The following is a 22,306-nucleotide window of genomic DNA, read 5'->3' as shown; positions in this document are numbered from 1 at the left end:
GGCCCCGGCTGAGCGGAGCGACGCTGGGGAGAGCGCTAGGCGCTAGCGCGGACCCGGGCCGTTGCCCGCCCGCGACCCGGGCTCTGACCCGGACATATATGACGGCGGCGGGACGGCCGCGTTCGGTAGAATGGGGCAGATTGTGCCGGCGGAAAGGAGCATCGTGCCACAGCACGCATCGCCCTTCCGACTGCTGCGCTCGGCGGCCATTGGCGCCACCATCCTGTCCCTGGCCGCGGCCGCCCACGTGCTGGCCGGCGGCATGCTGCCGGATCCGCTGATCCTCGCCGCCCTGGCGGCACTGACCGGTCTGGTGTCCACCGTGGCCACGCGGATCCGCGTCTCGCTGCCCGCCATGCTGGGCCTGCTCGGGGCCGGCCAGCTCGCCTTGCACCAGGGTTTTGACCTGCTCTCCGGCGGCACCGGGCCCAGCGTGCCGATGCCGGCGCTGCACGACCATTCGCTTTCCGCGGCGGCCCAGACGGCCGCCGCCTTCCAGCAGGCCACCGCCGCAGGCATGGCCGGACCGGCGATGTCCGCCACCACCATGGCGGACCACGGCGGCGGCTTCGCGATGACCGCGGCCCATGCCCTGGCCACTGTTGCCACCGCCGTCGTGCTCGCCCGGGGCGAGGCCGCACTCTGGGCCCTGGCCCAGTGGCTGCGTCCGCTGCTCACCCCGGCCGCCGACGTCGTCCGTCCCTTGCCGCTGGCCCATGCGCTCCCGGTGCCGGGCACCGTTGCCGTGCCGCGGCCCTGGCGGTACCTGCGCAGCCACAGCCGGCGGGGCCCACCGGCCGCCGCAGCCCTTTTCGCCTAGCACCCTTCCGGACGGATCCGCAGGGGTGCCTTCAGCCATACCCCTCATTTTCCGCACGCTTTTGTGCACCCGAAAGGCAATCCCATGACCCGCACGACGCTGCACCGCGCCCTCAAGACCACCCTGGCCCTTGGTGCCACCGGCTCACTGATGGCCCTTGGCCTGGGCGCCGCTTCCGCCCACGTCGAGGCCGACCCGACCTCCACCGCCGCCAATTCCTACTCGCTGGTCAGCTTCAGCATCGGACACGGCTGCAGCGGCTCCCCCACCACCTCCGTGGCAATCACCCTCCCCACGGAGCTGAACGACGCCACCCCCACGGTGAACGCCAACTGGACCATCTCCAAGACCACGCAGAAGCTCGACGCCCCGGTGACGCAGGCCAATGGCAGCACCATCACCGAGCGGACCAGCCAAATCATCTACACGGCCAAGACGCCGCTGGATGCGCACCAGCGCGATGTCCTCACGCTCTCCCTGAAGGTGCCCGACGCCGCAGGCAAGACGCTCTACTTCCCCACGCTGCAGAGCTGTGAGACCGGGGAAACCAACTGGGCCGACATCGCCGCGGCGGGCCAGGACCCCGAGACCCTCAAGGCACCGGCCCCCAGCCTGGCTGTGACGGCCGCGGCCGCCGACGCCGATGCACACGGTGCCGCCCACGCCGACGGCGGTGCCGAGGCCGCCGGTGCCGAGCCCGCCGCATCGGCCGGGGCCAGCCAGGCACCGGGCTGGATCGGGCTCGGTGCCGGCCTGCTGGGCCTGGCGATGGGTGGCGTGGCGCTGGTGCGCACGCGCAAGACCGCCAAGTAGCCACACCCTTGTAGTGTCCGGCCCGCATCCCGGGCCGGACACCGCAATTGTTGCAATTTGGGTGCGGGCCCGCGCCAGAATTGACGCGGGCACCCGAGCACTAGAGGCTGGGACCATGAACTTCACCGGACGGTCCCGCACCCGCCTCTCCGCTACGCTGTCCGCCGCGGCAGTGGCTGCCCTTGCCTTGGCGCTGAGCGCCTGCGGCGGCAATGTCCCCGCCAGCCAGACCACTGCAGCGCCGGGCACCACCTCCCCGGAGACTTCCAGCGCCGCGGCCGAGACCACCAGTGCCCCGGCCAGCACTCCAGCCGGCACTCCAGCCAGCACCAGCGCAGCCGACGCGCTCTGCAGCGCAGCCATGCTCTCGGGTGCGCTGGATGACTCCGGCGGCGGCGCGGCCGGCAGCATCTACATCAAGCTGATCGTGAAGAACACCACCGGCACGACCTGCGTGCTGGACGGCTACCCGGGCGTCTCGCTCGTGGGCGAGGGCAACGGAACCCAGCTCGGTGCCGCGGCCGAGCGGGACGCGGCAGCGCCGTCGTCGGGCCCCATCCAGCTGGCCGCGGGAGCCTCGGCCACCGCCGTGCTGCGCTATACACAGGCCGGAAACTACCAGAACTGCCAGCAGGTGCCCGCCGAGGGCCTGCGCATCTACCCGCCCAGTGCCACCGATGCCCTCTACATTGCGCACCCGCTCACGGCCTGCAGCAACGAGGACATCAAGCTGCTGACCATCGGGGCGTTCCAGGCCGGGACGTTCCAGCCCTAGGGTTCAAGCTGGCGCCGGCGGGCCGCTCCGGCGGGCCGGTCCGGCGTCAGCGGGCGCGCGAATCCTCGTCGTCGTCCTGCAGGAAGTCCAGTACATCGATGTCTTCGTGCTGCCGGGCCCGGCGCCGGCCGTGCCGGAGCAGGTGCAGCCGGCTGCTGGCGAAGGCGCAGACCACGGCGGCCAGCGCGTGCATCAGCCCGCCCCAGACCGAGGCCGAAACCATGGCAGCCAGCAGTCCGGCCGCGGCCGAAGCAGCACCGGCGGTGACAATCACGCGCGCCCGTTCCAGGTTTCCGTAGTAGACCAGGCTGCCGGCCAGTGCCAGCCACGGGCCGCAGCCGTTCAGGAACGGAAGCATGGCGCCTAGGACGACGCCGGCCAGCGCCGCCGCGCCCAGGTAGAGGTATTTGCGGCCTTCGGCCGGCCACGCGGAGGGGTTCTTCCACAACCAGAGGGCCGATCCTGCGCCCCACGCCAGGGACGCGAAGACAAAGTACCGCGGTGCTGCGCCGTAGGTGCTGTTGCCGACCAGTTCAACGGCCGCGCCCAGAAGGAACACTAGGGACAGACCGAGCATGGGGAACCAGTTGTTCCCCACATGCCGCGAGACCACGGCCCCTCCATCTCCGCTGTGTGCACCTTGCCGCGCAAAAATTCCGCACGGTGCGTACGGGAAACGGCAAAGGCAGCATTGCCATTTGTACCGCCAGATTACAACGAATGCGCGGGGCCATGTTCCGGGCACACCGGACGCGGGCAAATGTCACACCGTTGCGGCATGATGGAGCCGTGCCGCCAAAGAAAACCGCGGGCCGGCAAGCCCCGTCCGGCCCCGCCGTCGGGTCCTCCCCGATGGCCCAGTTCACCGCGCCCACCCGGGCCTGGTTCACTGGCGCCTTCGCCTCCCCCACCCCCGCGCAGGCCGGTGCCTGGGCGGCGATTTCCGCCGGATCGCACTCGCTGGTGGTGGCCCCCACGGGGTCCGGCAAGACGCTGGCCGCCTTCCTCTGGGCGCTGGACCGGCTGATCGCCGCGGAGCCCGGCCAGGCGCCGTCGGACGCCACCACCGGGCCCGGCGGCGTTGCCGACGGCGGCACCCGGGTGCTCTACATTTCGCCGCTGAAGGCCTTGGGCGTGGACGTGGAACGGAACCTGCGCGCCCCGCTGATCGGCATCACCCAGACGGCCAAGGGCATGGGTCTGCCGGCGCCGCATATCAGCGTGGGCGTGCGGTCCGGTGACACCCCGGCCGGCGAGCGCCGGCGGCTGCTCAGCCACCCGCCGGACATCCTGATCACGACGCCGGAATCGCTGTTCCTGATGCTGACCTCCAAGGCGCGCGAGACCCTGGCGGGCGTGCACACGGTGATTGTGGACGAGGTCCATGCCGTGGCGGGCACCAAGCGCGGCGCGCACCTGGCCGTCTCGCTGGAGCGGCTCGATGCCCTGCTGGAGCGTCCGGCGCAGCGGATCGGGCTGTCCGCCACCGTGGAGCCGCGGGAGACGGTGGCCCGGTTCCTGGCCGGGTCCGCGCCTGTTGCCATTGTGGCCCCGGCCAGCACCAAGAATTGGAACCTGACCGTCACGGTGCCGGTGGAGGACATGACGGAGCTGCCCGCCCAGGCTTCCGCGCACGACCTCGGCCCGGCCTCCGGGCTGGCCCCCAATGCCTCCATCTGGCCGCATGTGGAGGAGAAGATTGTCGACCACGTGCTGGCCAACAATTCCACCATTGTCTTCGCCAACTCCCGCCGGTTGGCCGAGCGGCTGACCGGCCGGCTGAACGAGATCTACACCGGGCGGCTGACCCTGGCCGCCGGAGACGGGAACCCGGAGGGTGGCGACGGCGCCAGTGGCGGCCCGTCCGGCACCTCCGGTCCCAATGCTGCCGGCGCCAGGGCTGGCGGAGGTCCCGCTCCCGCCCGGCTGCCTGCCCAGATGATGGCCCAGGCCGGGTCCACCGCCGGCGCGGAGCTGGTGCTGGCCAAGGCCCACCACGGTTCCGTTTCCAAGGAACAGCGCGCCCTGATCGAGGACGACCTCAAGTCCGGCCGGCTGCGCTGCGTGGTGGCGACGTCGTCCCTGGAACTGGGCATCGACATGGGGGCCGTGGACCTGGTGGTCCAGGTGGAATCCCCGCCGTCGGTGGCCAGCGGCCTCCAGCGCGTGGGCCGCGCCGGGCACCAGGTGGGCGAAGTCTCCCAGGGCGTGCTGTTCCCCAAGCATCGGGCAGACCTGCTGCATTCGGCTGTCACAGTGGAACGGATGCTGGCCGGGCAGATCGAGCCGCTGTACATCCCCGCCAACCCGCTGGACATCCTGGCCCAGCAGACGGTGGCCGCGGCGGCGCTGGGCAGCATCGACGTCGAGGAATGGTTCGACACCGTGCGGCGCAGCGCCCCCTTCGCCGCGCTCCCCCGCTCCGCCTTTGACGCCACCCTGGACCTGCTCGCCGGGCGCTACCCCTCGGACGAGTTTGCCGAGCTGCGCCCGCGCATCATCTGGGACCGTGTCGCCGGCACGCTCACCGGCCGGCCCGGGGCCCAGCGGCTGGCCGTCACCTCCGGCGGCACCATCCCGGACCGCGGCCTTTTTGGCGTCTACATCATCGGCACCGAGACGGAGGGTGCTCCGACCACCGGGCGGCAGGGCGGCCGGCGCGTGGGCGAGCTGGACGAGGAAATGGTCTACGAGTCACGGGTGGGGGACGTTTTCGCCCTGGGCGCCACCAGCTGGCGGATCGAGGACATCACGCACGACCGGGTGCTGGTCTCCCCCGCCTTTGGCCAGCCGGGCAAGCTGCCGTTCTGGAAGGGCGATTCCCTCGGCCGGCCCGTGGAGCTGGGCCGGGCCGTGGGTGCCTTCACCCGGGAACTCAGCGCCGCCCCGCGCGAGGCCGCGCTCCAACGCTGCGAGGCCACCGGATTGGATGCCTGGGCCGCCAACAACCTGCTCAGCTACCTGTCGGAGCAGCAGGAGGCCACCGCCGTCGTGCCCAGCGACAAAGTGCTCCTGGTGGAGCGCTTCCACGACGAGCTGGGCGATTGGCGCGTGGTCCTGCACAGCCCCTTCGGCATGCCCGTCCATGCGCCGTGGGCGCTGGCCGTGGCGGCGCGGCTGCACGAGCGGTACGGCATGGACGGCTCGGCCATGGCCTCCGACGACGGCATTGTGCTGCGCGTGCCCATGATGGACGACGAGCCGCCGGGCGCTGACCTGTTCCTCTTCGATCCGGCCGAGCTGGACGGCATCGTCACCGCGGAGGTGGGCGGTTCGGCCCTCTTTGCCAGCCGGTTCCGTGAATGTGCGGCCCGCGCCCTGCTGTTGCCGCGGCAGAATCCGGGCAAGCGTTCCCCGCTGTGGCAGCAGCGCCAACGCTCGGCGCAGCTGCTGGACGTGGCGCGGAAATATCCATCCTTCCCGATCGTGCTGGAGACGGTCCGCGAATGCCTGCAGGACGTCTACGACCTCCCGGCGCTGAAGGAGATCGCCGCGTCCATCGAGCGGCGCGAGCTGCGCGTGGTCGAGACCACCACAGCGCAGCCCTCGCCCTTTGCCCGCTCGCTGCTCTTTGGCTACGTGGCCTCCTTCCTCTACGAGGGCGATTCCCCGCTGGCCGAGCGCCGCGCGGCGGCACTGTCGCTGGATCCATCGCTGCTCAACGAACTGCTGGGCCGGGCCGAGCTGCGCGAACTCCTGGACCCCAAGGTCATCGCCGCGACCGAGGCGGAGCTGCAGCGGCTGGCCCCGGACCGGCTGGCACGCGGACTGGAGGGCGTGGCGGACCTGCTGCGCCTGCTCGGCCCGCTGACGGTGGCGGAGGTGGCTGCCCGGCTGGAGCGCGGCGCCGGTGTGGGCGACGGGCCCGGCACCGATGTTCGGGGGCACGACGACGGCGGAGCCACCCTGGCTGCCCACGCCGACCTGGCGTCCGGGCACCTTCAAGCGCTGGTGCGGACCAACCGGGCCCTGCGGGTGAACATGGCCGGGGAGGAGCGCTTTGCCGCGGTGGAGGATGCCGCCCGGCTGCGCGATGCCCTGGGCATCCCGCTGCCCATGGGCATCCCGCTGGCCTTTATCGAGCCCGTCGCCGATCCGCTGGGCGACCTATTGGGCCGCTATGCCCGCACCCATGGACCCTTCACCGCGGCAGAGGCCGCCGTCCGGCTGGGACTCGGTGCCGCCGTCGTCGTCAGCGGGCTGGCCCGGCTGGCCGCGGATGGGCGGATTTCGGAGGGCGAGTTTTTGCCCGCCGGCTTCCCGGCTTCGCAAGCTCAGCTGGGGGCCCTCGCCGGCGTGGGCCCATCCACCGGCTCCCCCACCGGCCCACCGGCCGGTGCGCTGAAGTCCCAGAGCGAGTGGTGCGATGTCGAGGTGCTGCGCAGGCTGCGCCGCCGCTCGCTGGCCGCGCTGCGGGCCGAGGTGGAGCCGGTGGACCCGGCGACGTTCGGCCGCTTCCTGCCCGCCTGGCAGCACGTCACTGCCGCCGGCGGCCCGGCCGCGCGGGGCACGGCGGCGCTGCGCGGCCTGGACGGGCTGCTCACCGTGGTGGACCAGCTGGCCGGCGTGCCGATCCCCGCCTCCGCGTGGGAGCCGCTGGTGCTGGCCTCGCGCGTGGCCGACTACCGACCGGCCATGCTGGATGAGCTCACGGCGGGCGGGGAGATCCTGTTCTCCGGAAACGGCTCGCTGCCCGGAAACGACGGCTGGCTGTCCCTGCACGTGGCCGAGTCGGCCCCGCTAACGCTGACTCCCGTGCCGGGCTTTGAACCCACCGAATTGCAGGGCCGGCTGTTGGCCCAGCTCAACGGCGGCGGCGCGTACTTCTTCCACCAGCTGCGCGAGCTGGCGGCGGACCCCACCGGCACTGCGCTGCCCTCCGACGACGAGCTCACGGCGGCCCTCTGGGAGCTGCTCTGGGCCGGCCGGATCAGCAACGACACCTTTGCCCCCGTCCGCTCCCTGATTGCGGGCGGACACACCGCGCACCGCCAGCGCCCCAGCGCACCAAGGCTGCGCCCGGCCGGACGCTATGGCCGGCTGGGCCGCGCCCCGGGACTGGCCGGCGGCGCACCCCGCGGCGCACCGCCGCTGGGGGCCGGGCGCTGGAGCCTGCTGCCGGCGCCGGAGGAGCACACCACGCTGCGCACCCATGCGCTGGCAGAGCTCCTGCTGGACAGGTACGGCGTGATCACCCGCGGCTCCGTCATGAGCGAGGGCATCCCCGGCGGGTTCGGGCTCATGTACAAGGTGCTGGCCCGGCTGGAGGAGGGCGGCAAGTGCCGCCGCGGCTACTTCATCGAGCATCTGGGTGCGGCCCAGTTTGCCGTGCCCGCCACGGTGGACCGGCTGCGCTCCTTCAGCGAGGACGCCGCGCTCAACCCGGCACCGCCGCAGGCACTGGCGCTGGCGGCCACGGACCCGGCCAACCCCTACGGCGCCGCCCTCGCCTGGCCGGCGCTCGACGTCGGGCACCGGCCCGGCCGCAAGGCGGGTGCGCTGGTGGTGCTGGTCGACGGCGCCCTGGCGCTGTACGTGGAGCGCGGCGGCAAGACGCTGCTCGCCTTCACCGCGGATGACGACGGCGTGGCGCTGGCCGCCCGCGCCCTGGTGTCGGTGGTGCAGCGCGGTGCCGTGGACAAGCTGGCCATCGAGAAGGTCAACGGCGCAGACATCCTGGGCACCCCGCTGGCCCGGGCCCTGGTGGAGGCCGGCGCCTACACCACCCCGCGCGGATTGCGGATCCGTGCCTGAGGGCGACACCGTCTGGCGGCAGGCCAAGCTGCTGCGCGGAGCCCTGGCCGGACGGGTGCTGACGGGCTGCGATCTGCGCGTTCCGGCCTTCGCCACCGTCGACTTCACCGGCAGCACAGTGGACCGCGTGGAGTCCCGGGGCAAGCACCTGCTGGTCTTTGTCGCCGGGCAGGTGGTCCATTCGCACCTGTCCGTGGAAGGGATCTGGGAGGTGTACCCGCCCGTCTCGCGCGGCGGCCGGCCCGTGCGCTGGCGCCGGCCGGCCCACACGGCCCGGGCCGTGCTGTCCACGGCGGTGGGCACCGCCGTGGGCTTCTCGCTGGGACTGCTGGAGGTGCTGCCGGAGAGTGGGCTGGCGGACGCCGTCGGGCATCTGGGTCCTGACCTGCTGGGCCCGGACTGGGATGCTGCCGAGGCGCTGCGCCGGCTGCTGGCGGCGCAGGAGCGGCCCGTGGGGCTGGCCCTGCTGGACCAGCGGAACCTGGCCGGGGTCGGCAACATCTACCGCAACGAGCTCTGCTTCCTGGCCCGCGTCCACCCGGACACGCCCACCGGCCAGGTGCCGGACCTGCCGCGGCTGGTGGACCTGGCGAAGCGGCTGCTGGAGGCCAACAAGGACAGGCCCCAGCGCTCCACCACGGGCGGGCCGGCGACGGGCGATGCCGCGGCGTGGGTCTACGGCCTGGCCGGCAAGCCCTGCAAGCGCTGCGGGTCGATCATCCGCCACGGCACCCAGGCGAATCCGGCGTTTCCGGCCCGGCAGCCCCGGGACCTCTACTTCTGCCCCAGCTGCCAGCCCCTCCTCTGACCCGCTGCGGACCCTACCCGGACAACCCCCAAACCATTTGTCGAACCAGCACTTGGGGACAGTGTTGTTGCCCGGGACTGTCCCCAACTGCTTGTTCGCGGAGGGTTTCGAACGGTTCAGGCCTGCAGGCGCGAGCGCAGCCCCGCGATCAGGATCTCGAGCCCAAAGTTGAAGGCGTCCTCGCCGCGCTGCTGCGCCGGGCCTGCATGGCCGAGCGCGCGTTTGAGCGTGGGGAACCCGTCCGACGGCGGTGCCCACACCACCTCCGGGGCGGCCAGGTCCAGGGCGGCGCCGAGGGCAAAGCTGTCGATGGTGGACAGGGCCGAGACCACGTCCTTGCCGCGGAATCCGGCCTCCTCAAGGCCAGCGCCAGTTCCTCGTACATGCCGATGACGTCGGTGTCCTGCACGGTTTGCAGCACCAGCAGCGGCACCAGCCGGGGATGCCGGGCAAAGGCATCGCGGTAGGCACGGATCAAAGTCCGCAGCACGGCATCCCACCCCTGTCCGTCCATCGGCGGCCGGGCCTTCTCGGCGATGATCCGCCCGCGCATCAGCTCCAGGATCTCCTCCCGGCCGCTGACATGGCTGTAGATCGAAGACTGGCTGACGCCGATCCGGCGCGCCAGCTTGGGCAGGCTGAAATCGCCGCTCTCGTCGACCAGGTCAAGGGCAGCCCTGACGAGTGCATCGACGGATATCAGCGGAACGAGCGGGCGGGCCATGGGGTGTCTCCAATCAGCGGCTAGGTACGACACTAGGAGATTGCGCCGATAGGTGCCACCGGCCGCCGGTGCCGGCCATGGCCCGTCGGAGCAATCTCCTAGCTTCCGATGGCTCTGGAGAGGACGGCGATTTTCCGTCCGGCGGCGTCGCGGATTTCGATGCTTGCCACGTCCTCGATGCTGACCGGCGTTGCCCCGGTGACCTTGGCCTGGCCCTGGGCTGTGGCGCTCCAGCTGGCCGCCCGGTCGTAGCTGCCGGACTTGTCCTTGACCCAGAGGGAGAGGATCCCCCGGGCAGGCAGGCTGTGCCCGTCCAGTGCCAGCTCGGTCCCCCAGGCCTTCTTCACCAGACCCAGCTGCACCTGGGGTCCGGAGGCGGTGCTGGTGGTGAAACTTTCCTCAGGCTTCGGGTGCGCGGTGACAGACGGCCCGGCCACTAGGCCGATGGCCAGGAATGCCGCGGCGACACCGGAAACCAGTGCCGCAGCGCGCCACCGGGCCCGACGGCGACGGGCGGCCAGCTTTTCCATGAGCGTCCCCATGCTGGCCTGCCCGGCCCGGTCCGGGGAATCCGCCTGTTCCGTGGAGCCACCCTGGGCCTGGGAGGCCAGGCCGGCCGGTGTGCTTCGCGAGGCAATGGCTGCCTCCGCCGGCACGGCATCAAGGAATCCGGACAGGCTTTCCAATGATTCCAACTCGCCCACGCAGCGGGGGCACAGTGCCAGATGCAGTTCGAACAGCGCCAGCTCCCGCGGCTCCAGGCCGCCGAGAATGTAGGCTCCCACGAGGTGGTGCAGGGCCGCGTGGTCTGCCGGGTCTGCGGTCACGGTTTCGCTCCCATCTCATCCAGAACGGCCCGGAGGGCCTTGAGCGCGTAGAAGGCCCTCGACTTGACAGTTCCTGCCGGGATGTTGAGCTCTCCGGCGGCCTGGACCGCGGTCAGGCGGCGGTAATGCAGGGCGATCACAACATCGCGGTGCTCGGCACTGAGCCGGCCCAGGGCTTCCTCCATCAGAACCTTCGTCAGCAACCCATCCACATGCTCAACGGTAACCGCCATCTGCTCCAGGTCCTCAGTCTGTGTTTGTTGCGGCCGGCGCTGCTGTCGCCGGAAATTATCGATGACGATGTTTCTGGCCGTCCGGAAAAGGTAACTGCGCGTGCTGGTGGTGATCCTGGGAGCCTGTTGCCAGATGCGCAGAATGGTTTCCTGCACGACGTCTTCGGCCTGGTCCGGGCTTGATGCTATTCCCATGACAAAGCGCCGAAGCACCGGCGCATGGTCCCTGTAGATCTCTGCGACTATCTCATCATCCAATGGCATGGACACCCCTGACCTCATCATGGAACAGCCCCCATCGTGGAGCAGAGCTACCCGGTAAGACGCCGGATGGTCCCGAAAGGTTCAGTCGACAAAATTCATGGCACCAGTTGAACCATCCCCACCATTCTCGGCGTCTTAGCGCACAGCGGCGTACCCGCGCCGTGCCAACCCACCGCAACGACCCGCTGGCAATAACCCGGTGTCTTTGTTTTAGTAGAGGAGCCATATTTCATGACTAAGCGATTGAGCACTGCCATGGCGGTGCTGTCCCTTACCGTTCTGGCCCTGACCGGCTGCGGCACCTCAGCAACAACATCCAGCGGAACAATGTCAGCCCCGGCCGCTGCCGGCGCCAATTCGGCGCCCGCTGCCAGTGCCGCCCCGGCGGATCTGGCCACCGCCACGACAGTGCCCGGGAACATCGTCGTCAACGGCAAGGGGATGTCCGTCTACGTTTTCGACAAGGACGTCAAAGACTCCGGAAAAAGCGCCTGCACAGGGGCCTGCCAGACGATTTGGCCCGCGGTGACCGCCGGTTCCGGCACACCGGTGGTAGAGGGCGTGAGTGGAAAGATCGGTGTCATCACGACAGACACCGGGACCAAGCAGGTCACACTCAACGGAATGCCCCTGTACCTGTTCGCCGACGACGCCACCCCCGGCGATGTTAAGGGCCAGGGCTTCAACAAGATCTGGTGGGTCATCAGCCCGGCAGGGGAAAAGATCAGCACCCCCGCCGCCTAGCCTTGATCCAATAGGCGGCACGACAGCTGCCGGCGTGGCGGTGCGATAGAGCAGGCGCCCACCCCTTTGGGGTGGGCGCCTGCTGCGTGTGCCGGACCGGATCGGGTTCGACCCCTAGCCAGAAATTTCCCGCAAGGTATTGTGCCGCGGGTCACAGGACCCCATACCAATCGAAAGCCTTTCGGTTAACTAGGCCCACGACTCCCCTCCCTAAGGTTCCACCCATGTCAGACATCGAAACACGCCCGCCGTCCGCGGACGCGGAGGATGGCCTCAAGCGCAATGCCCTCGGCACCGGCGGATCGCCTTCCTCATCATCTCCGCCGCCGCACCGCTGACCGTCATGGCCGGCGTCGCCCCCGTGGCGATCTCCATCGGCGGCATCGGCGCCCCCATGGGCTACCTGATCGCCGGCGCCGTCCTGATGCTCTTTGCCGTCGGGTTCATGGCCATGACCCGCCACGTCAAGGCCGCCGGCGGCTTCTACACCTACATCACCCTTGCCATGGGCAAGACGGTGGGCCTGGCCTCGGCCATCCTGGCGATCGTCTCCTACAACTGCCTGCAGATCGGCGTCTACGGGCTCTTCGCCGTGCAGACCCAGGCCATGCTCCAGGTGCTCTTCGGCGTGGATGTGCCTTGGCCGGTGGTGGCGCTGGCCGCCGTCGCCGCCGTCTGGTTCCTGGGCTACCGCGGGATCGACGTCGGGGCCAAGGTCCTGGGCGTGCTGCTGGTCGCCGAGACGGCCATCCTAGCCATCATGGGTGCCGGCATCCTGGCCCGCGGCGGCGCCCACGGCATCAGCACCTCCTCCTTCGCCCCCGAGCACGCCTTCAACCCCGGCGTGCTGGCCATCCTCGGCATCTGCTTTGCGGCCTTCATGGGCTTCGAATCCACCCTGCTGTACCGGCGCGAGGCCCGCGACCCCGACAAGTCCGTGCCCCGGGCCACGTTCATCGCCGTCGGCTTCATGTCCGTCTTCTACGCCTTCATCGTCTGGACGGTGGTGCAGGCCTACGGCGACGTCGACGTCGTCGAGGCCGCGGGGCAGCTGGCCGGCGGGATGTTCTTCGAGACCATCAGCCACTATGTTGGCCCGTGGGCCGAGGTGGTGATGTACGTGCTGATCGTGACCAGCGTCTACGCCTCCCAGCTCGCCTTCCACAATGCGATCAACCGCTACGTCTACATGCTGGCCCGCGACGGCGTCCTGCCAGCATTCCTGGGCAGAACCCACCCGAAGTACAAGTCCCCGCACCTGGCCGGGCAGCTGCAGACGGCACTGGCCGCCGTCGTCATTATCATCTGCGCCGTGCTGGGCGCCGATCCCTACAAGCAGCTGCTGATCTGGGTGAACACGCCCGGAATCTTCGGGATCGGGGGGCTGCAGGGCCTGGTCTCGGTGGCAGCATTCATCTACCTGCGCCGGAACCCCGCGGCCATCACCCACAAGCTGCTCGTGCCGCTGAGCATGGTCTCCGCTGTGCTGCTCTTCGGGGTGGTCGCGCTGATCGGGATCAACATCGAGCTGCTGACCTTCGCCGACGCCCTGACCAACGCCATCCTGCTGCTGGTGGCCCCCGCCGTCTTTGCTGCCGGCCTGCTCATCGCCCGCCGGCTGCGCACCGCCCGTCCGCACGTTTTTGCCAAGATTGGAAGCTTTGAATCCCATGACGACTGACCTCATCCTCCTCGCCGAGACCATCCACACGCTCGACGGCGGCCCGGCACCGATCCAGGCCGTGGCGGTCCGGGACGGCCTGGTGGCCGCCGTGGGCAGCCGCGCCGACGCCGCCGGCTGGCGCGGGCCGGCCACGCAGGTGCTCGACCTCGGTGCCGCCACCCTCACCCCGGGGCTGGTGGACTGCCACATCCACCCGGTCTTCGGCCTGGAACTGACCGCCGGCTGCGACCTCTCCGGGGCCGGGTCGCTGGCCGAGGTGCGCGCCCTCCTGCGGGCGCAGGCCTCCGGGGCGGACGGCTGGCTACGCGCGTGGGGCCTGGACCCCAATGTGTTCGGCACCGCTGCGGTGCACCGGAACGCGATCGACGACGCCGTCGGCGGCCGCCCGGCCCTGGTCCGGCTCTTCGACGGGCACTGCGCACTGGCCAGCGCCAAGGCCCTGGAACTGGCGGGCATCACCGGCCCGCGCGCCTTCGACCAGACGGCCGAGGTGGTCTGCGACGACGGCGGCGTGCCCACGGGGCTGCTGCTGGAGGCAGCGGCCATAGAGCTGGTGCAGCGGGTCATGCCCAAGGAACCACTGGCCGACCGCAAGGGCCGGCTGGCGGCGCTGCTGGCGCGCTTTGCCGCCGCCGGCCTGACCGGCGGCCACGTCATGGACCTCAGCGACGGCTCGCTGGAGCTCTACCAGGCATTGGAGGACGACGGCGCGCTGCCGCTGCGGCTGCGCTGCGCCCCGTGGTGCATGCCCGGCAGCGGCGAGGCCGAGTGGGAGCGGCTGGCGCAGCAGACGCGCCTTGCCGGGAGGCGGTGGTCGGTGGATGCCATCAAGCTGTTCGTGGATGGGACCATCGACAACGGCACCGCCTGGCTGCACCGGCCTGACGCGTATGGCGCGTCAACGTCCGCGTTTTGGCCGCGCCCGGCGGAATACACCGCGGCGGTGCACTACTTCGCCGCCCGCGGCATCCCCACCGCCACCCATGCCATCGGCGATGCGGGCGTGGCCCATGTGCTGGATGCGCTGGAGTCCCTGCCCGCGGGCTCCGGCACCGCCGTCCACCGGATCGAGCACATCGAGACGGTGCCGGATGCCCTCGTCGAGCGGTTCAAACGGCTGGGTGTGGCGGCCAGCATGCAGCCGACCCACTGCACGCACTACTCGCGCGCTGACCACAGCGACAACTGGTCCACCCGGCTGGGCACCGAGCGTGCCAACCGGGCCTGGCGCGGCCGGGACCTGCGCGATGCCGGCGTGGTGCTGGGGCTTGGCTCGGACTGGCCCATCGCCCCCTTCGAGCCGCTGCCGATCCTGGCGGACGCCCAATTGCGCCGCCGCTCCGGACACCCGGACCAGGCACCCATCGCCCCCGGCCAGGCGCTCACGGCGCTGCAGGGGTACACCTCCCATGCCGCGCGCGCCGCCGGCCAATGGGACGTGTCGGGGTCCATCACGGTGGGCATGCGCGCCGACTTCACTGTCTTTGAGCTGGATCCGCTGACCGCCGCCCCGGACGAACTGGCCGCCAGCGCCGTGCTGGGGACGTTCGTGGACGGCAAGATCCAGTCCATGCTCGACCGCGTGGGCTAGACGTCCGGTGGTCTCGGCGGGCTCGTCCAGCGGGCCCGCCGAGACCTCCCGCACCGCTGGTCGAGCCTGGGCCCACAGCCGCAGGGGTCCCCGACCGAGCTTGCGAGGCCGGGGACCGGCTGGGGAGCGAGACCCGGCCCACCCCACCAGGTTTCGGCAAGCCCAACCAACGGGGATTCCGCTGGTTGAGCCCACCGGTACGCTTGATAGGTGATGAAATCTCCCCTCCCCGTGCGCAACGGAGTCAACGCCACCCGGATGCGCATGCCGGACGAGGGCCCGTGGGACACCGCCATGGCCTATGTTTTGGACCGGTTCAACCACGTTGATCGGGACGGCATCATCGACCGGTTTGTCCGCGGCGAGGTCAAGGCACTCGGCGGGGATGTGGTCACTCCCAAGACCCCGCTGAACGAGCACACCTTCATTTGGTACTACCGCGAACTGCCCGTGGAGGACCGGCTCCCGGTGGAGCTGAGCGTGCTGCACCAGGACGATGATCTGGTGGTGGTCGACAAGCCGCACTTCCTGCCCACCACCCCCGGCGGCATGTACGTCCAGGAATCGGCCTTGGTCCGCCTGCGGGTGCTGCTGGACCTGCCGGACCTGGTGCCGATCCACCGCCTGGACCGCATGACGGCCGGCGTGCTGCTGTTTTCCGCCAACCCGGAAACCCGCGGCGACTACCAGCTGCTCTTTGAGAAGCGCCAGGTCCAGAAGACCTATGAGGCGGTGGCCGGCGTGCGCGAGGACCTGGAGTTCCCGCTGACCGTGCGCAGCCGGATGGTCAAGTCCCGCACCTACCTTCTGGCCCAGGAGGTGGAGGGCGAGCCCAACGCCGAGACCCTGATCGAGCTGGAGGACACCGCCATGGGCCCCGACGGCGCCGTCGGGCTTTACAAGCTTTCCCCGCACACCGGCAAGACGCACCAGCTGCGCGTGCACCTGGCCGCGCAGGGCATCGGGATCATGAACGATCCCTTCTACCCCGTGCTGCACGAGCAGGCGCCGGACGACTACACCAAGCCGCTGCAGCTGCTGGCCAAGAGCATCGAATTCACCGATCCCCTGACCCACCGCCCCGTCCGCTACGACTCGGCGCTCAAGCTCGGCGGCTTCCCGGGCTAAACGCCACAGGTTCAGTCATCCGCGCCCAGTAGACCGGCGGCGGATGACCGGATCCGCAGCGCCGGACCGGGCCGCTCAGCCCAGCGGCATCCATTTGCCGCGGTTGCGGCGCAGCACGCTGAGCCGGCCCGCCACGGCGACGGCGTCGACCTCCTCGCGCATGCCGGCACCGGCATGGAGCGCCTGGCGGTTCTCGGCCCCGTACTCGCTGGCTTCCACCATGAAGCGCACGGTGATGCGCGGAATGCCGGCCACCAGGTCAAGCTGGTTGGCCTCCACCACATGGATGGATCCGACGGCGGCCACGGCGGCGTCCATCACGGCCTCCGGGGCGTTGCCCGGGCGCAGGCCCATGATCTGCAGCTGGGCGCGGAATGAGGGCATCCGCTCAGCCCATTGGCGAGGTGTGCAGCTGCGGCAGGGCCCGCACCAGCGCCGCCAGTTCGGGGACCTCCACGGCCTGGGCCAGCGCCCGTTCCAGCGTCTCGTCGTGGACCGGACGGGCACCCTCCAGCAGTTCGACGCCGGCCGCCGTGAGTTCGGTGTAGATCCCGCGGCGGTCGTCCGCGCAGAGGATGCGGATCAGCAGTCCGCGATCCTCCAGCCGGTTCACCAGCCGCGTGGTGGCACTGGGGCTCAGGGCCGTGGCGCGGGCCAGCTGCTGCATGCGCATGTGCCAGCCGTCCTGCCGGCTCAGGGCATCGAGCACCGTGAACTCCACCACTGACAGCTTCGCGCTGGACTGCAGCGAGCGCTCAAGTTCGGTCTCGATCAGGCCGTGCAGGGCGGCCAGCGTCCGCCAGCCCTTGGCCCGGATTTCCACCGCGTCGTCCTTGATGCCCATCAGGGGCCCCTTTCGCTGCACCGTGCCCCAAGAAGGCACGCCAAATAATTAGTTGCTTGCGCTCTATAGTTGCGTGTGCAACAATAAATAACGCGCCTGCAACTACTAGCTTACGCACCCTACCTGCTTCGGTACAGTTTCCAAGGAGTAATCCCATGCCCATTGGCCTCATAGCCCTCGCACTCGGCGGCTTCGGCATCGGCCTGACCGAGTTCATCATCATGGGCCTCATGCCCGAGGTGGCCGCGGCGTTCAATGTCAGCGAGGCCACGGCCGGCGCGCTGATCTCCGGCTACGCCCTGGCCGTCGTCGTCGGCGCGCTGCTTGTCACCGCTGCCGTCACCCGGCTGCCGCGCAAACCCGTCCTCGCCGGACTGCTGGTCCTGTTCATCATCGGCAACCTGCTCTGCGCCGTGGCGCCGGACTACCCGCTGATGATGGTCGGCCGCGTCATCGCCGCCCTGTGCCATGGTGCATTCTTTGGCATCGGCTCCGTGGTGGCCGCCGACATGGTGGCACCGGAGAAGAAGGGCGCGGCCATCGCCATCATGTTCACCGGGCTGACCGCCGCCAACGTCCTGGGCGTCCCCTTCGGCACCCTGCTGGGCCAGGCCGCAGGATGGCGCTCCACCTTCTGGGCCATCACCGCCGTCGGCGTCGTGGCACTCATTGGCGTCCTGGCGCTGGTGCCCGCCACGGGGCACGGCGCCGCGGGCCCCCAGGGCCTGCGCGGTGAGCTGCGCGCCTTCAAATCCAGCCAGGTGTGGCTGTCCATTGCCGTCACCGTCCTGGGCTACGGCGGCATGTTCGGCGCCTTCACCTACATCGCCTACACGCTCACCGACGTCAGCGGCTTCTCCGCCGGGGCCGTGCCGTGGCTGCTGGTCCTCTTCGGCGTCGGACTGTTCATCGGCAACACCATCGGCGGCAAGGCGGCCGACCGCAACGTCGACGCCACCTTGCTCATTGTCCTGGCCGTGTTGAGCGTGGTGCTGGTCGCCTTCGCCCTGACGGCGCAGAACCAGATCCTGACCATCGCCTCGTTGCTGCTGATGGGCGGCTTCGGTTTCGCCACCGTGCCCGGGCTGCAGATGCGCGTGATGAAGTACGCCTCCTCGGCCCCAACCCTGGCGTCGGGCGCCAACATCGGCGCCTTCAACGTCGGCAACGCCCTGGGCGCGTGGCTGGGAGGCCTCACCATCTCCGCGGGCCTGGGCTACACCTCCCCCATCTGGGCCGGCGCCGGCATCACCGTCCTGGGGCTGGCCGTGATGGCCGTCGCCGCCGCCCGGGCCAGGAAACTGCCGACGACGGCGGACGCGGCACCTGCCGCCGTCGGGTCCACTCCCGAGGCCGTCGCAGCGGTCCGCTGACCAACCTTTCAATCCCCTCTTACAAGGAGCAGCCATGACCGGCATTCCCACCATCACCTTGAACAACGGCGTCGCCATGCCGCAGATCGACTTTGGCGTCTTCCAGGTCCCCGACGAGGAGACCACGGCCGCCGTCGCCGCGGCGCTCGACGCCGGCTACCGCAGCATCGACACGGCAGCGATCTACGGCAACGAGGCGGGGACGGGGCGGGCCATTGCGGAATCCGGCATCGCCCGGGAGGACCTGTTCATCACCTCCAAGCTGTGGAACGCGGACCAGGGCTACGAGGAAACGCTGGCGGCCTTCGATGCCAGCCTGGCCACGCTGGGCCTGGACTATCTTGACCTCTACCTGATCCACTGGCCGGCCCCGGCGCAGAACAAGTACCTCGAGTCCTGGCGCGCACTGGAGACGCTCCACGCGGACGGCCGGGTGCGGGCCATCGGCGTCTCCAACTTCCTGCCCGAGCACCTGCAGCCGATCCTAGATGCGGGCACAGTGGTGCCGGCCGTCAACCAGATCGAACTGCACCCGGCGCTGCAGCAGCGTGGTGTTGAGGCCTTCAATGCGGCCCACGGCATTGCCACGGAGGCCTGGAGCCCGCTGGCGCAGGGCGCTGTGCTGGGCGAGGAGACGGTGCGGGCGATCGCCGCGGCCCACGATGTCACGCCGGCCCAGGTGATCCTGCGCTGGCACCTGCAGCAGGGCCCCATCATCATCCCGAAGTCCGTCGCACCGGCCCGGATCCGGCAGAATCTGGACATCCTGGGCTTCGAGCTCACGGACGCGGAGCTCGACGCCGTCGACGCCCTGGAGCGCGACGGCCGCACCGGCCCGCACCCCGCCGAGTTCAACGGCTAAGCCGGATCTCCACGCGGCCGCGCACGGCCTGGGTCGATCACCGAGACCGGTGGGGACCGAGACCCGGGAACGCGAGAGGGCCCATGATGCGCACGCACCATGGGCCCTTTAGTCGTCGGAAATCTAGCCGGTGTTGCGCAGGCCGGCGGCCACACCGTTGATGGTGATCAGCATGGCGCGCTGCAGGCGCTCGTCCCCCTCGGAATTGGCGATGGTCGCGTCCTTCTCGCGGACGCGGCGCAGCAGCTCCACCTGCAGGTAGGAGATCGGGTCCAGGTACTGGTCGCGGACCGAGAGCGCACGCTTGAGCGTGGGCTGGTTGTCCAGCAGCTCGGCCTCGCCGGTGAGCTTCTGCACCTCCGCCACGGTGAGCTCGTACTCCGCGCGGATCACGGCGAACAGGTGCTGCAGCTCCGCCGGCACCAGCGTGGCCACGTAGTGCGCGGCGATGTCCATGTCCGTCTTGGCCAGCGTCATCTCCACGTTGGAAAGCACGGAGCTGAAGAAGTTCCACTTCTCCAGCATCTGCGCCAGGGCCCCGTCGTGCCCGGCCTCCCGGGCCGCCTTCAGGCCGGAGCCGACGCCGAACCAGCCGGGCACGATCTGCCGGGACTGGGTCCAGCCAAACACCCACGGGATGGCGCGCAGGCCGCCCAGGCCGGCGCCGGAGTCGGGGCGCTTGGACGGGCGGGAGCCGATGTTCAGGCTGCCCAGCTGCTCCACCGGGGTGGAGGCCAGGAAGTACGCCGGCAGATCATCGTGGTCGATCAGTGCACGGTACCGGGCAAAGGCGGCGTCGGAGATGGTCTCCATGACCGCGCCGTAGGTTTCCAGCTCGCTGGCGGAATGCCGCGGGGTGCGGTGCAGGGCCGAACCCTGCATCACCGCGGCCAGCGACAGCTCAAGGTTTTCGCGCGCCAGCTCGGGCAGCGAGTACTTGTCCGAGATGACCTCGCCCTGCTCGGTGAACTTGATGGCGCCTTCCAGCACCCCGTTCGGCTGCGCCAGGATGGCGTCGTAGGTCGGTCCGCCACCGCGGCCCACCGAGCCGCCGCGGCCGTGGAACAGCCGCACGCTCACGCCGTGCTTGGCGGCGACGTCGCGCAGCTTGCGCTGGGTCTTGTGGATCTCCCACTGGGAGGTCAGCACACCGGATTCCTTGTTGGAGTCCGAGTAGCCGAGCATGATTTCCTGCACGTCCCCGCGCAGGCGCACCAGCTCGCGGTAGGTGGGGTCCGAGAGCAGCTGGTCCACGATGTCGGCGGAGGCGCGGAGTTCGTCCACGGTCTCCAGCAGCGGCGCGAAGCCGATCTTGGCGTAGCGCTCCTCGCCCTGCAGGGACACCAGTCCGGCCTCGCGGGCCAGCACGGCCGGGGCCAGCACGTCGTCGGCTCCGCGGGTCATGGAAATGATGTACGTCTCGATGACGTCGGGGCCGTAGATGCGCAGGGCGCGGCGGACCTCGCGGAAGACGTCGTAGGTGCCGTTCGCGGCGCCGTCGAGCTTGATCGGGTGCCCGGACAGCGGGCGGCGGGAGGCCAGCTCGCCGCTGAGCACGCGCAGGCGCTCCTCGCGGGAGAGGTCGGCATAGGGAATTTCCAGCTCGCCCAGGCGGTCCAGCAGCTGCCCGACGGCGTCGTGGTGGTAGTCGGCGTGCTCGCGGATGTCCAGCGTGGCCAGGTGCAGTCCGTAGGAGGAGATCGCGCGGCGGACCGAGGCCAGCGCGCCGTCGGCCACCAGGGCCGCGGAGTTGTTGCGCAGCGAACGCTCCAGCAGCTCCAGGTCCTCGACGAGCTCGCCGGTGGTGGCGTAGTCGCGGCCGTCCTCGTGGTAGCTGTCCACGGCCACGCGCTTGCGGGTGTTGAGCAGCTTGGCCTTGATGCAGGTCAGCTTCAGCCGGTACGGTTCCTGGGCGTTGAGCTCCAGCACCCGCTTTTCGATGCCCGGCAGGTTCTTCAGGTCCACGTCGATGGATTCCAGCAGCTCGGCGTCGGCACCGGCCAGCGCGGAGGAGTTGGAGAGCGTGGAGATGAGTTCATCCACCAGGGCGATGCTGATCTTCACGGCGTTCTGGTTCTGCAGGATCAGCACCTCGCGGGTGACCTGCGGGGTCACGTTCGGGTTGCCGTCGCGGTCGCCACCGATCCAGGAGCCAAAGCGCAGCGGCGCGGTGCCGGAGGGCAGCGTGACGCCGTGTTCGCCCAGCAGCTCGGCCAGCTCGGTGAGCATCCCGGGCATGGCGTCGGTGAGGATGGTGTTCAGGTAGTAGATCGCGTTGCGGGCCTCGTCCATCGGCGTGGGCCGGACCTGGCGCAGCTCGTCGGTCTGCCACATCTGGTCGATGATCTCGGCCAGCGCGCGGTCCTGCCGGCGGCGGGCGGAGGAGCCCTCCTCGGTGTCGGTGGCCAGGATGTCGGAGAGCTTGCGGATCTTGTCCAGCACGGAGCGGCGCGAGGCCTCGGTGGGGTGCGCGGTGAAGATGGGGCGCACGTCGAGCTCGTTCACCACGTCCTGGAGCACCTGCGGGCCGGCCTGCTCGGCAATGTCGGAGACGGCCTTGGCCAGCCAGCCCTCGGAGTCCTTGCGGGTGCGCAGCCCGCGGACGCGGTTGACCTGTTCGGCGGCGTTGGCCAGGTGGAAGTAGAAGGCAAAGGCGCGCACCAGGTCGGTGGCCTGCTCCAGCGGCAGGGAGGCGAGCAGTTCGCGGACCTGCTCGGCGACGTCGTGCGCGGTCCAGGGCCCGGTGCCGGTCTCCCCGCGGGCGGCCTCCTTGGACTCCTTGGTGAGCAGGCGCACCTGCTCCACCATGTCCAGCAGTTCGGGGCCGTGCTGGCGGACCAGGGATTCGCCCAGCAGGGTGCTGACGCGGCGGACATCGCGGCGCAGCTCGGCATCGAGGGAGGCGGCCAGCTCGGCGGCGGCGCTGGCCTCCGGAGGCAGGCCTGCAGCAGGCGTTGGCACAGTGGAGCTCATGACGCAGAAGTCCTTACGGTCAGGTTTTTCTGGGGTGCTCGTATGCGGCATTGGATACATAGCGTCTAAACGATGCCCGGGCACCAAAG

At 70.1% G+C, this 22,306-nt stretch carries 18 protein-coding genes; 11 read left to right on the top strand and 7 right to left on the bottom strand.

The features are described 5' to 3' along the window. Window positions 1-163: 163 nt before the first annotated feature. The 3 genes from ACQCSX_RS16320 (at window position 164) to ACQCSX_RS16310 (ending at window position 2,408) form a co-directional block, all read left to right on the top strand. Window positions 164-820, top strand: a complete 657-nt coding sequence (locus ACQCSX_RS16320) for a hypothetical protein (RefSeq protein WP_427016314.1) — start codon at window positions 164-166, stop codon at window positions 818-820. Between the two features lie 84 nt (window positions 821-904). Beyond that, a complete protein-coding gene (locus ACQCSX_RS16315; RefSeq protein WP_427016313.1) occupies window positions 905-1,633 on the top strand; it encodes a YcnI family protein in 729 nt (242 codons plus the stop codon). Window positions 1,634-1,748: 115 nt separating this feature from the next. Then, the gene (locus ACQCSX_RS16310) at window positions 1,749-2,408 is read left to right on the top strand and encodes a DUF4232 domain-containing protein (RefSeq protein ID WP_427016312.1); all 660 of its coding nucleotides are present in this window, start codon (window positions 1,749-1,751) and stop codon (window positions 2,406-2,408) included. A gap of 46 nt (window positions 2,409-2,454) precedes the next feature. Here the strand turns inward: ACQCSX_RS16310 and ACQCSX_RS16305 are convergent, their stop codons facing one another. Continuing rightward, window positions 2,455-3,021 (bottom strand): hypothetical protein, encoded by a 567-nt coding sequence (locus ACQCSX_RS16305; protein ID WP_427016311.1) that lies wholly within the window; start codon window positions 3,019-3,021, stop codon window positions 2,455-2,457. A gap of 239 nt (window positions 3,022-3,260) precedes the next feature. Here ACQCSX_RS16305 and ACQCSX_RS16300 point away from each other — a divergent pair, with 239 nt between their 5' ends. Together ACQCSX_RS16300 and ACQCSX_RS16295 are read left to right on the top strand one after the other, a co-directional pair. Continuing rightward, a complete protein-coding gene (locus ACQCSX_RS16300) occupies window positions 3,261-8,162 on the top strand; it encodes an ATP-dependent helicase (protein WP_427019077.1) in 4,902 nt (1,633 codons plus the stop codon). Further along, on the top strand, window positions 8,155-8,970 hold the full coding sequence (locus tag ACQCSX_RS16295) for a DNA-formamidopyrimidine glycosylase family protein (protein ID WP_427016310.1): 816 nt from the start codon (window positions 8,155-8,157) through the stop codon (window positions 8,968-8,970). Before ACQCSX_RS16300 ends, ACQCSX_RS16295 begins: the two co-directional genes overlap by 8 nt. Before the next feature lie 116 nt (window positions 8,971-9,086). Here ACQCSX_RS16295 and ACQCSX_RS16290 read toward each other — a convergent pair whose 3' ends face one another. From ACQCSX_RS16290 to ACQCSX_RS16280, 3 genes are all read right to left on the bottom strand, one after another. Then, complete coding sequence (locus ACQCSX_RS16290; protein WP_427016309.1) at window positions 9,087-9,302, bottom strand: TetR/AcrR family transcriptional regulator C-terminal domain-containing protein; 216 nt, start codon at window positions 9,300-9,302, stop codon at window positions 9,087-9,089. Between the two features lie 490 nt (window positions 9,303-9,792). Beyond that, entirely contained in the window at window positions 9,793-10,521 is a 729-nt protein-coding gene (locus ACQCSX_RS16285; RefSeq protein ID WP_427016308.1) for a zf-HC2 domain-containing protein, read from the bottom strand. Continuing rightward, window positions 10,518-11,018 (bottom strand): sigma-70 family RNA polymerase sigma factor, encoded by a 501-nt coding sequence (locus ACQCSX_RS16280; RefSeq protein WP_427016307.1) that lies wholly within the window; start codon window positions 11,016-11,018, stop codon window positions 10,518-10,520. Before ACQCSX_RS16280 ends, ACQCSX_RS16285 begins: the two co-directional genes overlap by 4 nt. 231 nt (window positions 11,019-11,249) lie before the next feature. Here ACQCSX_RS16280 and ACQCSX_RS16275 point away from each other — a divergent pair, with 231 nt between their 5' ends. From ACQCSX_RS16275 to ACQCSX_RS16260, 4 genes are all read left to right on the top strand, one after another. Next, window positions 11,250-11,762 (top strand): COG4315 family predicted lipoprotein, encoded by a 513-nt coding sequence (locus ACQCSX_RS16275; protein WP_427016306.1) that lies wholly within the window; start codon window positions 11,250-11,252, stop codon window positions 11,760-11,762. A gap of 343 nt (window positions 11,763-12,105) precedes the next feature. Continuing rightward, entirely contained in the window at window positions 12,106-13,443 is a 1,338-nt protein-coding gene (locus ACQCSX_RS16270; RefSeq protein WP_427016305.1) for an APC family permease, read from the top strand. Continuing rightward, window positions 13,433-15,037: an amidohydrolase gene (locus tag ACQCSX_RS16265; RefSeq protein ID WP_427016304.1), complete on the top strand. Its 1,605-nt coding sequence runs from the start codon at window positions 13,433-13,435 to the stop codon at window positions 15,035-15,037. Before ACQCSX_RS16270 ends, ACQCSX_RS16265 begins: the two co-directional genes overlap by 11 nt. Before the next feature lie 213 nt (window positions 15,038-15,250). Continuing rightward, window positions 15,251-16,165: a pseudouridine synthase gene (locus tag ACQCSX_RS16260; RefSeq protein ID WP_427016303.1), complete on the top strand. Its 915-nt coding sequence runs from the start codon at window positions 15,251-15,253 to the stop codon at window positions 16,163-16,165. Between the two features lie 75 nt (window positions 16,166-16,240). Here ACQCSX_RS16260 and ACQCSX_RS16255 read toward each other — a convergent pair whose 3' ends face one another. Both ACQCSX_RS16255 and ACQCSX_RS16250 read right to left on the bottom strand, forming a co-directional pair. Next, on the bottom strand, window positions 16,241-16,549 hold the full coding sequence (locus tag ACQCSX_RS16255; RefSeq protein ID WP_427016302.1) for a hypothetical protein: 309 nt from the start codon (window positions 16,547-16,549) through the stop codon (window positions 16,241-16,243). 4 nt (window positions 16,550-16,553) lie between these two features. Then, window positions 16,554-17,009 carry a MarR family winged helix-turn-helix transcriptional regulator gene (locus ACQCSX_RS16250; RefSeq protein WP_427016301.1) on the bottom strand — a complete coding sequence of 152 codons (456 nt, stop codon included), beginning with the start codon at window positions 17,007-17,009 and terminating at the stop codon, window positions 16,554-16,556. 155 nt (window positions 17,010-17,164) lie between these two features. On the opposite strand from ACQCSX_RS16250, the gene ACQCSX_RS16245 reads away from it, so the two are divergent. Continuing rightward, window positions 17,165-18,382: an MFS transporter gene (locus ACQCSX_RS16245; protein WP_427016300.1), complete on the top strand. Its 1,218-nt coding sequence runs from the start codon at window positions 17,165-17,167 to the stop codon at window positions 18,380-18,382. Between the two features lie 34 nt (window positions 18,383-18,416). Beyond that, a complete protein-coding gene (locus ACQCSX_RS16240) occupies window positions 18,417-19,244 on the top strand; it encodes an aldo/keto reductase (RefSeq protein WP_427016299.1) in 828 nt (275 codons plus the stop codon). 123 nt (window positions 19,245-19,367) lie between these two features. Here ACQCSX_RS16240 and ppc read toward each other — a convergent pair whose 3' ends face one another. Then, window positions 19,368-22,217, bottom strand: coding sequence for a phosphoenolpyruvate carboxylase (gene ppc, locus ACQCSX_RS16235; RefSeq protein ID WP_427016298.1), 2,850 nt, complete (start codon window positions 22,215-22,217; stop codon window positions 19,368-19,370). Between the last annotated feature and the right edge of the window lie 89 nt (window positions 22,218-22,306).

Origin of the sequence: Pseudarthrobacter sp. P1 (assembly GCF_050156935.1) — a bacterium.
Taxonomy (GTDB): domain Bacteria; phylum Actinomycetota; class Actinomycetes; order Actinomycetales; family Micrococcaceae; genus Specibacter.
The sequence above is the reverse complement of the archived record's forward strand: the minus strand, read 5'-3'. Positions and strand labels throughout refer to the sequence as shown.

Bases quoted from the DNA above. Each gene is read 5' to 3' on its own strand.
- ACQCSX_RS16315 (WP_427016313.1), top strand. From the start codon at position 905: ATGACCCGCACGACGCTGCACCGCGCCCTCAAGACCACCCTGGCCCTT.
- ACQCSX_RS16310 (WP_427016312.1), top strand. From the start codon at position 1,749: ATGAACTTCACCGGACGGTCCCGCACCCGCCTCTCCGCTACGCTGTCC.
- ACQCSX_RS16300 (WP_427019077.1), top strand. From the start codon at position 3,261: ATGGCCCAGTTCACCGCGCCCACCCGGGCCTGGTTCACTGGCGCCTTC.
- ACQCSX_RS16280 (WP_427016307.1), bottom strand. From the start codon at position 11,018: ATGCCATTGGATGATGAGATAGTCGCAGAGATCTACAGGGACCATGCG.
- ACQCSX_RS16275 (WP_427016306.1), top strand. From the start codon at position 11,250: ATGACTAAGCGATTGAGCACTGCCATGGCGGTGCTGTCCCTTACCGTT.
- ACQCSX_RS16270 (WP_427016305.1), top strand. From the start codon at position 12,106: ATGGCCGGCGTCGCCCCCGTGGCGATCTCCATCGGCGGCATCGGCGCC.
- ACQCSX_RS16265 (WP_427016304.1), top strand. From the start codon at position 13,433: ATGACGACTGACCTCATCCTCCTCGCCGAGACCATCCACACGCTCGAC.
- ACQCSX_RS16260 (WP_427016303.1), top strand. From the start codon at position 15,251: ATGAAATCTCCCCTCCCCGTGCGCAACGGAGTCAACGCCACCCGGATG.
- ACQCSX_RS16255 (WP_427016302.1), bottom strand. From the start codon at position 16,549: ATGCCCTCATTCCGCGCCCAGCTGCAGATCATGGGCCTGCGCCCGGGC.
- ACQCSX_RS16250 (WP_427016301.1), bottom strand. From the start codon at position 17,009: ATGGGCATCAAGGACGACGCGGTGGAAATCCGGGCCAAGGGCTGGCGG.
- ACQCSX_RS16245 (WP_427016300.1), top strand. From the start codon at position 17,165: ATGCCCATTGGCCTCATAGCCCTCGCACTCGGCGGCTTCGGCATCGGC.
- ACQCSX_RS16240 (WP_427016299.1), top strand. From the start codon at position 18,417: ATGACCGGCATTCCCACCATCACCTTGAACAACGGCGTCGCCATGCCG.
- ppc (WP_427016298.1), bottom strand. From the start codon at position 22,217: ATGAGCTCCACTGTGCCAACGCCTGCTGCAGGCCTGCCTCCGGAGGCC.